An 8,516-nucleotide genomic window follows, 5' to 3' on the forward strand; every position below is an offset into this window, starting at 1 on the left:
AACGGTTAATGTCTTTATGTTTTTTCATGGTGTTATCATGTGCCTTATATGTTGCACGAATAATTGCAAATATAGTTTTATTGATTGGAAAATCATTCTCTTTTTGTTACAAAAACATGTCTAGATGTTTCATTTTATTATTCCTTTTTGGAAAATAAGACAAAAAAATAAGGTTGTAAGACTTTTTTATGTAGTCTCACAACCTAAGATATAATATGTGCAGTTTTATCAATTTATTTTCTCGGCAAGGAATTGTCCTGTGTATGACGCTCCACACTTGGCCACTTCTTCAGGTGTTCCTGCTATAACTAGATTTCCTCCCTTGTCGCCACCTTCAGGACCGAGGTCTATAACATAGTCCGCACATTTTATCACGTCCATGTTGTGTTCGATTATCACTATCGTATGACCTCTTGCTATCAGTGAGTCGAAAGCCTCAAGCAGTTTTTTTATGTCGTGGAAATGCAGACCAGTAGTCGGCTCGTCGAACACGAATATCGTAGGCTGCGATTTCTCCACGCTGAGGAAGTATGCCAGTTTCACTCTCTGGTTTTCTCCTCCTGAGAGAGTAGAAGACGATTGTCCCAGCTTGATATATCCAAGTCCGACTTCCTGCAGAGGTTGTAATTTCTTTACAATCTTCTTCTGGTTATGTTCTGTAAAGAATTCTATAGCCTGATTGACGGTCATTTCAAGTATGTCGTAAATATTTTTTTCTTCAAACTTGACTTCAAGTACATCACTCTTGAAACGCTTTCCATGGCATGACTCACATTCCAGAACGAGGTCAGCCATGAACTGCATTTCTACAGTTACTGTACCTTCGCCTTTACATTCTTCGCAACGTCCACCTTCTGTATTGAAAGAAAAATAACCAGCTGTATATCCCATCTGTTTTGAAAGCGGTTGTTCGGCAAACAGTTTTCTTATCTCATCGTATGCCTTGACGTATGTCACAGGGTTACTGCGCGATGACTTTCCGATAGGATTTTGGTCGACAAACTCAATGTCGTTTATCATCTTTATATCTCCTTCCAGAGATACGAATTCGCCCGGTCGCTCACTGGCCTCGCTATATTCGCGCTTAAGTGCCTTATAGAACACATCGCGTACAAGGGTACTTTTTCCGGAACCGCTCACTCCGGTAACTACTGTCATTACATTGAGTGGGAACTTGACGTCTATACCCTTGAGATTGTTCTCTCTGGCACCTTTAATTTCGATATAGTTGTTCCATGAACGGTGGCTTGGTGGGAGAGGGATAGTCTCTTCGCCCAACAGATATTTCACGGTGTAGCTGTTGCTGTCTTTCTGCAGGTCTTTCATATCACCATGATATACTACTTCACCACCCAGGCGTCCGGCTTTCGGACCTATGTCTATTATATAGTCTGCAGCACGTATAATTTCCTCGTCGTGCTCTACCACTACAACTGTGTTGCCCAGTTGCTGAAGTTGTCGCAATACCTTTATCAGTTTATCGGTATCACGGCTATGAAGTCCTATGCTCGGTTCGTCAAGTATATATAATGAACCCACCAGACTGCTTCCAAGCGATGTGGCAAGGTTGATACGCTGACTTTCACCGCCGGATAGAGTATTGCTCAGACGGTTAAGTGTTAGATATCCCAAACCTACGTCCATAAGGAAATTCAATCGGTTGTTTATTTCATTAAGAAGTCGCTGTGCCACCAGAGTGTCGTGTTCGTTAAGCTGAAGTGTACGGAAAAACTCCTTCAGTTCTGATATAGGCATGTCGACCAGTTGGCAGATGTTTTTTCCGCCTACTTTCACGTATGTGGCTTCCTTTTTCAGTCTGCCTCCCTTACACGTCGGACAAGTGGTCTTACCCCTATAGCGTGCCAGCATCACCCTATATTGTATCTTATATTGATTTTCTTCAAGCATCTTGAAGAAGGTGTCTATACAAACTTTGTCGCGCGGACCATGCCAGAGATAGTCCTTCTGTTCCTCTGTAAGTTCGTAATATGGTGTGAAAATCGGGAAGTTGTGTTTTGGCGCTTCGCGCAGGAATTCTTGAAGCCATTCACCCATTTTTTCTCCTCGCCAGCACATCACAGCACCATCGTAGACGCTCAGTGCCCTGTTTGGTATTACCAGATGTTCGTCTATGCCTATAATCTTGCCGAATCCTTCGCATGTAGGACATGCTCCGATTGGTGAATTGAAAGAAAACATCTGGTCTGTCGGTTCTTCGAATTTAATACCGTCTGCCTCGAATTTTGTGCTGAAACAGTGAAGTCTGGTATCTCCGTCGGGCATGTAGAAACGCAGCATACACGTGCCGTCACCTTCGTACATGGCTGTTTCAGCTGAGTCGGTAAGTCGGCTTATAGAATCCTTGTCGTCGCTACAGCTCATACGGTCTATCAGAAGATATACCTTGTCACTCTCGTCGTATTTGTAATCTTCTATCCTGACTATTTCACCGTCTACTTCCAGACGGGTGAAGCCTTGTTTCAGGTCCATGTCAAGCTGTTCCTGATGAGTACGTCCGTCGCGTGGAAGCAACAGAGTGAGGACAGTGTATCTTGTACCTTTAGGATAGGATAGCATACAGTTGACAATGTCTTCAGGACTGTCCTTCTTTACAAGTTCGCCGCTGACAGGAGAGTATGTTTTTCCTACTCTTGCAAACAGCAGTCGGAGATACTCATATATTTCTGTCGAAGTTCCTACGGTGGAACGCGGATTGCGGCTTACTACTTTCTGCTCTATGGCTATAGCAGGCGGAATACCTTTTATGAAATCGCATTCAGGCTTACCCATTCTTCCTAGGAACTGGCGTGCATACGAGGAAAGACTCTCAACGTATCTTCGCTGCCCTTCGGCATAAAGAGTGTCGAATGCCAATGATGATTTTCCGGAGCCGGACAGACCGGTTATTACCACAAGCTTGTTACGTGGTATATCGACGTCTATATTCTTAAGGTTATTTACTCTCGCACCTTTTATTGAAATGTATTTGCTGTCGGACATTCTGTTTCGTATTTTTTGATATATGCAAAGATAGGACATTCAGTCAGAATTTGGAAAATTAATGTATGAAATTAGATTTTTTCGTCTATTTTCATCATCTTTGTAAAGATGAAATATACCTAAAAGTAGGTATTGACAACTCTGATTTTTATATATTATTTTGTAACCGGAATTAGAACTATGAACAATGTTTTGAATATGTATAGAACCAGAATCTACAAACCGACGGATAAAATGAGTGACCTGATTTGCGAAAACTACGCTCTTCTTCAGGTATTGAGCCGATTTGGTATCTCTTTAGGGTTTGGAGATAAAAATGTGCGTGAGGTTTGTGAACTTAGCGATGTGGACTGTAATACATTCCTGACTGTTGTGAATTTCCTGATAGAAGACAGCAACAGGATGGAGGATCGTTTGGAGGGAATATCCATTACCTCACTTATGAATTATCTACGGGAAGCACATAGCTATTTCCTTGATTTCCAACTACCTGCTATCAGAAAGAAACTGGTGGAGGCAATTGGTGACTCAAAAGAAAAAGAGGTGACATATCTTATTCTTCGTTTTTTCGACGCATACGTTGACGAGGTTAAGAAACACATGGAGCACGAAAATGAGAATGTGTTTACATACGTGGAACAACTTCTTCGCGGTGAACACCCCGAAGGATATAATATAAGTGTGTTTGCCAGTCATCATGAACATATAGATACAAAGCTCACTGAGCTTAAGAATATAATTATCAAGTATTTCCCTGCGGGAGGGAACAACCGTTTGCTCAATGCTACTTTGTTCGATATCTTCAGTTGCGAGGAAGATCTTGCATCTCACAACAGGGTAGAAGACTTCCTGTTTGTGCCTGCAATAAAGAAACTTGAAAAGGAGGCAAAATGAAATCCCATGATGTTATAAATATAGCTGTTGCTGAGACCTCAATGATTATAAGGACAGGCCTGATATCAGTATTGAGACACCTTCCAGACTATAGCGTGGATACTTTGGAAATATCCTCAATGGAAGGACTGCAACTGTGTATGGAGTCGCACAAGCCTGACATATTGATTGTTAACCCTATGTTCGACGGTTGGTTCAATGTAGAGGAAATCAAGCGGCAATATGATGCACACGATGTTAAATTCATGTCATTGGTATGTACGGTTGTCGATGCAAATATGCTAAAGGATTATGATGAAAGCATAAACCTGTTTGACGATATAGACTCGCTTTCCTCAAAACTTTCAGGCCTGATTAATGTAGAAGATGATGAAGATGGTGATCCGGATGCTTTGAGCCAGCGCGAGAAGGAAATACTGGGATATGTAGTAAAAGGTATGACCAACAAGGAGATAGCAGAAAAACTTTATATATCTGTGCACACGGTTATTACTCACAGAAGAAACATAACACGCAAACTGCAAATACATTCTGCTGCCGGACTTACTATATATGCCATAGTGAATAAATTAGTAGATATAAGCGAGGTAAAGATGAAAATCTGAATTGAAAAATACCTACTTTTAGGTATTGCCAGAACTGGTTCAAGTGATTACCTTTGCAGTGTTAGTCATATAGAAATTACGTAAACCACAAAAGTAAAAAAGTTAGTTATTAGTTGGGTGCACCCTGCGAAGTGATTCGCGGGGTGCACGCATTTAATACTTAAGTTTTGCTTGTGGATAGGAAACAAATGATTGGTTGTTTGCAATCTTTTTATCCTTGCCTGAATTTTCTTTAAATTGTGTTATTGATGTGTGTGGCTGTTCGTTCGTGTTTACATTACCGACAATCCATATTATATTTGTTATTATGAAACTGAGGATTAAAGTTACAGTAGTAATCTTACGCTCTATTCTCTTGCCAGTAATGTTCACCGTTTTTCTATTCATATCTGCAATTTATTTATTTTTACTTACTAAATGGTGAATAAACAATATTACTGCATCGGTAACGGACTTTTTTTATAGAATCAATTCACATAAACGGTTTTGAAATATCTTTGGAATATGTTTTTGGCTTCTTCAAGCTGTTCTTGAGTATTGCATTCAACTCCTTTAAGTTTATATTCCAGATTCATTGCCTCATATTTATGCACTCCAAGTGTATGGTATGGCAGAATTTCCACTCTTTCTATCTGCTTATAGTCTTTGAAATGCTCGCCTAGTGCCTCCATATCCTCTTTGAAAGCGCTGTGTCCCTGAACAAGTACATATCTCAGCCAGAAAGGTTTGCCGTTTTCTTCAAGCCATGTGGCAGTTTTCAGAGTCTGTTCGTTGCTTCGTTCTGTCAGAGACTTGTGTCTGACTGGATTGAATTCTTTTACATCCAGCAGAACTAAGTCTGCAAGTGAGAGAAGTTCTTTTACATCCTCATTCCAGATACCTCCATTTGTATCTACGCAAATATGAATTCCTGCCTCTTTCAGCATTCTGAATAATGGGACAAGTGCTTTTGCCTGAAATGTTGGTTCTCCGCCACTGAATGTTATTCCTCCCTTTTTTCCGAAAAAAGGTTTCTGGCTTACTGCCATCTTCAGTATTTCTTCAGGAGCTGTTTCTTTGCTTTCGCCTTTTGGGTCTATCGTGTCAGGATTGGCACAGTATAGGCAACGGAAGTTGCATCCTTGCAGGAAAACCACTAAACGGATTCCCGGCCCGTCGTAAGTGCCAAGCGATTCGTATGAATGTACTCTTATCATATTTTGATTTTATAATTTTTGCTGTTTGATTCTTCGTTCATCTACCGCGACTTTGTCTGTTTGTTGGTAATGTCGTTATTTTGTATTAATATTTCTGTCTTGAAGACAAAATCTACAGTGAATGTTAAAATAAAATAGCAGAGACTGCATTGTTGATTGGCAGCCTCTGCTTTAAAGCTTATGTGTAATCGCCAATCTTTATTCAGGAGTGACGAGTTTACAGATTAATTACATGCGTTCGTGGAAACTACGTGAGATAACTTCCAACTGATGTTCGCGGCTCAGCTTGATGAAGTTTACCGCATATCCTGAAACACGGATTGTAAGCTGTGGATATTTTTCAGGATGTTCCATCGCGTCTTCCAACATTTCACGGTTCAGAACATTCACGTTCAAGTGATGCGCACCTTTCACGAAATAACCGTCCATCATTGTCACAAGATTCTCGATACGGTTTTCCATATCTACTCCCAGTGATTTAGGAACGATAGAGAATGTGTTACTGATGCCGTCCTGTGAATCACGGTAACGAAGTTTTGCAACCGAACTTAGTGAAGCTATGGCACCATTCTTGTCGCGTCCGTGCATTGGATTAGCACCCGGAGCGAAAGCAACACCTTTGGCACGACCGTCAGGAGTAGCACCTGTCTTCTTTCCGTACATTACGTTTGATGTGATAGTAAGGATAGAAAGTGTCGGCTTAGCGTTCTTGTATATAGGAAGTTTCTTCAACTCTTCGTCGAAGTAGTAAATCAAATCTACTGCCAAGTGGTCTACGCGGTCATCATCATTACCGAAGCATGGGAATTCGCCTTCTATTTCGAAACCTTCAGTAAGACCGATTTCGTTACGTTTAGCCTTAACCTTAGCATATTTGATAGCTGAAAGCGAGTCAACTGCTATTGACATACCTGCCACACCGTATGCAAGATTTATTGCATGATCTGTATCAACGAAAGCCATCTGAGCCTTTTCGTAGTAATACTTGTCGTGCATATAGTGGATGATGTTCATAGCTTCGTTATATACACGAGCCATTTCCTTCAATACCTTCTTATAGTTGGCAAGAACTTCTTCGAACTGAAGAACATCGCCGCTCAATACAGGGATATCTTTGACCATCAGTGTTCCGGTATTTTCACATCTACCACCGTTTATAGCAAGAAGAAGAGCTTTTGCAAGATTACAACGTGCACCGAAGAACTGGATGTGACGACCTATATCCTGGTAAGATACGCAGCATGCGATACCGTAGTCGTCAGAGTTACGTACTTCACGCATCAGCTCGTCATTTTCATACTGTATGGATGATGTATCGATAGAAACCTGAGCACAGAAGTTCTTGAATCCTTCCGGAAGTTCCGGGCTCCAAAGAACTGTCAAGTTTGGTTCCGGTGATGGGCCGAGGTTGTAAAGAGTTTGCAAGAAACGGAACGAAGTCTTAGTAACCTTTGTACGTCCATCGTTGAAACGTCCACCAATAGCTTCAGTTACCCATGTAGGGTCACCGGCAAAGATATCTGTGTAAGCCTGCATACGCAAGTGACGAACCATACGCAATTTGATGACGAACTGGTCAATCAATTCCTGTGCGTGTACCTCGTCCAACAGACCGTGAACCATATCATATTCAATATATATATCAAGGAATGATGAAACGTTACCAAGTGACATTGCAGCACCATCCTGTTCCTTAACAGCAGCAAGATATGCCATATATACCCACTGAACAGCTTCCTGGGCATTAGTAGCCGGACGGCTGAGGTCAAGACCATATTGTTCTCCCATAACCTTGATTTCCTTGAGAGCCTTGATCTGTTCAGCCACTTCTTCGCGCTGACGGATGCGTGCTTCAGTCATAGGGCCTGTCAGATGACGCAAATCATCCTGTTTAGCTTCGATAAGACGGTCAATACCGTAAAGTGCAAGACGGCGATAGTCACCGATTATACGACCGCGAGCGTAATTATCAGGAAGACCTGTAAGGAATCCTAAAGAGCGGAATGAACGTATTTCTTCAGTGTAAGCATCGAATACACCGTCGTTATGAGTCTTGCGGTAGTGAGTGAAAATATCTTTAACTTTAGGGTCAACTTCTACACCGTTTTCACGGCATGCCTTTTCTACAACCTTAATACCTCCGAAAGGTTTGATTGCACGGCGCAAAACTTCGTCTGTCTGCAAGCCTACAATCACTTCGTTATCCTTATCTATATACCCTGGGGCAAATGATGTGATGGTAGAAACTGTCGAAGGATCAAGCGAGCGTACACCGTTGTTAGCACGTTCTTCAGCCAAAGCTTCCAAACATTTGTTCCAAACTGCCTTTGTGCGTTCTGTCGGACCTGCCAGAAATGAAGCGTCACCCTCGTAAGGAGTGATGTTTGTCTTTACAAAATCTGTAACATTGATTTCATGGTTCCAACGACCTTCTTTGAAATTCATTACCATAGTGATTTATATTTAATATGTTTAAAAATGATTTTTAAGCACTGCAAAGGTACTAATAATTGTTATACTATACAATACCTACAATTAGGTATATTATTAATTTGTATTAATTACAAAGTTATTTTGATTTGTGTCAATTCATTTGTTGTTCTTTAATTGGTGTAGTAATGATGTTATATCAAGTGAAAATACTAATCGCTTTATAATCAAACTTATATTGTGTAGTAATGAAAAAATGGTATAAAAATGTATGAAAATGTTTGGATATGTCGGAAAGTACACATATCTTTGCACCGCATTTAAGGAAATGCACTACTGAAAAGAAGGAAGTTTGGGTGAGTGGCTGAAACCACCAGTTTGCTAAACTGAC

At 40.9% G+C, this 8,516-nt stretch carries 6 protein-coding genes; 2 read left to right on the forward strand and 4 right to left on the reverse strand.

The annotated features are described in order from the left end of the window. Positions 1-228: 228 nt before the first annotated feature. Entirely contained in the window at positions 229-3,000 is a 2,772-nt protein-coding gene (gene uvrA, locus Q0486_RS13345) for an excinuclease ABC subunit UvrA (protein WP_299234307.1), read from the reverse strand. Between the two features lie 198 nt (positions 3,001-3,198). Between uvrA and Q0486_RS13350 the strand changes: the two genes are divergently transcribed. Both Q0486_RS13350 and Q0486_RS13355 read left to right on the forward strand, forming a co-directional pair. Continuing rightward, complete coding sequence (locus tag Q0486_RS13350) at positions 3,199-3,894, forward strand: hemerythrin domain-containing protein (RefSeq protein WP_299234310.1); 696 nt, start codon at positions 3,199-3,201, stop codon at positions 3,892-3,894. Then, positions 3,891-4,499: a response regulator transcription factor gene (locus Q0486_RS13355; protein ID WP_299234313.1), complete on the forward strand. Its 609-nt coding sequence runs from the start codon at positions 3,891-3,893 to the stop codon at positions 4,497-4,499. The genes Q0486_RS13350 and Q0486_RS13355 overlap by 4 nt, the downstream gene beginning before the upstream one ends. Positions 4,500-4,652: 153 nt before the next feature. On the opposite strand, the gene Q0486_RS13360 is transcribed toward Q0486_RS13355, so the two are convergent. The 3 genes from Q0486_RS13360 to pflB form a co-directional block, all read right to left on the reverse strand. Further along, positions 4,653-4,886, reverse strand: a complete 234-nt coding sequence (locus Q0486_RS13360) for a hypothetical protein (RefSeq protein WP_299234316.1) — start codon at positions 4,884-4,886, stop codon at positions 4,653-4,655. An 80-nt stretch (positions 4,887-4,966) separates the two neighbouring features. Continuing rightward, complete coding sequence (pflA, locus tag Q0486_RS13365) at positions 4,967-5,695, reverse strand: pyruvate formate-lyase-activating protein (RefSeq protein ID WP_299234319.1); 729 nt, start codon at positions 5,693-5,695, stop codon at positions 4,967-4,969. 228 nt (positions 5,696-5,923) lie between these two features. Continuing rightward, positions 5,924-8,146: a formate C-acetyltransferase gene (gene pflB, locus Q0486_RS13370; protein WP_299234322.1), complete on the reverse strand. Its 2,223-nt coding sequence runs from the start codon at positions 8,144-8,146 to the stop codon at positions 5,924-5,926. Positions 8,147-8,516: the final 370 nt, after the last annotated feature.

It is taken from the genome of uncultured Bacteroides sp. (assembly GCF_937912035.1).
Taxonomy (GTDB): domain Bacteria; phylum Bacteroidota; class Bacteroidia; order Bacteroidales; family Bacteroidaceae; genus Phocaeicola.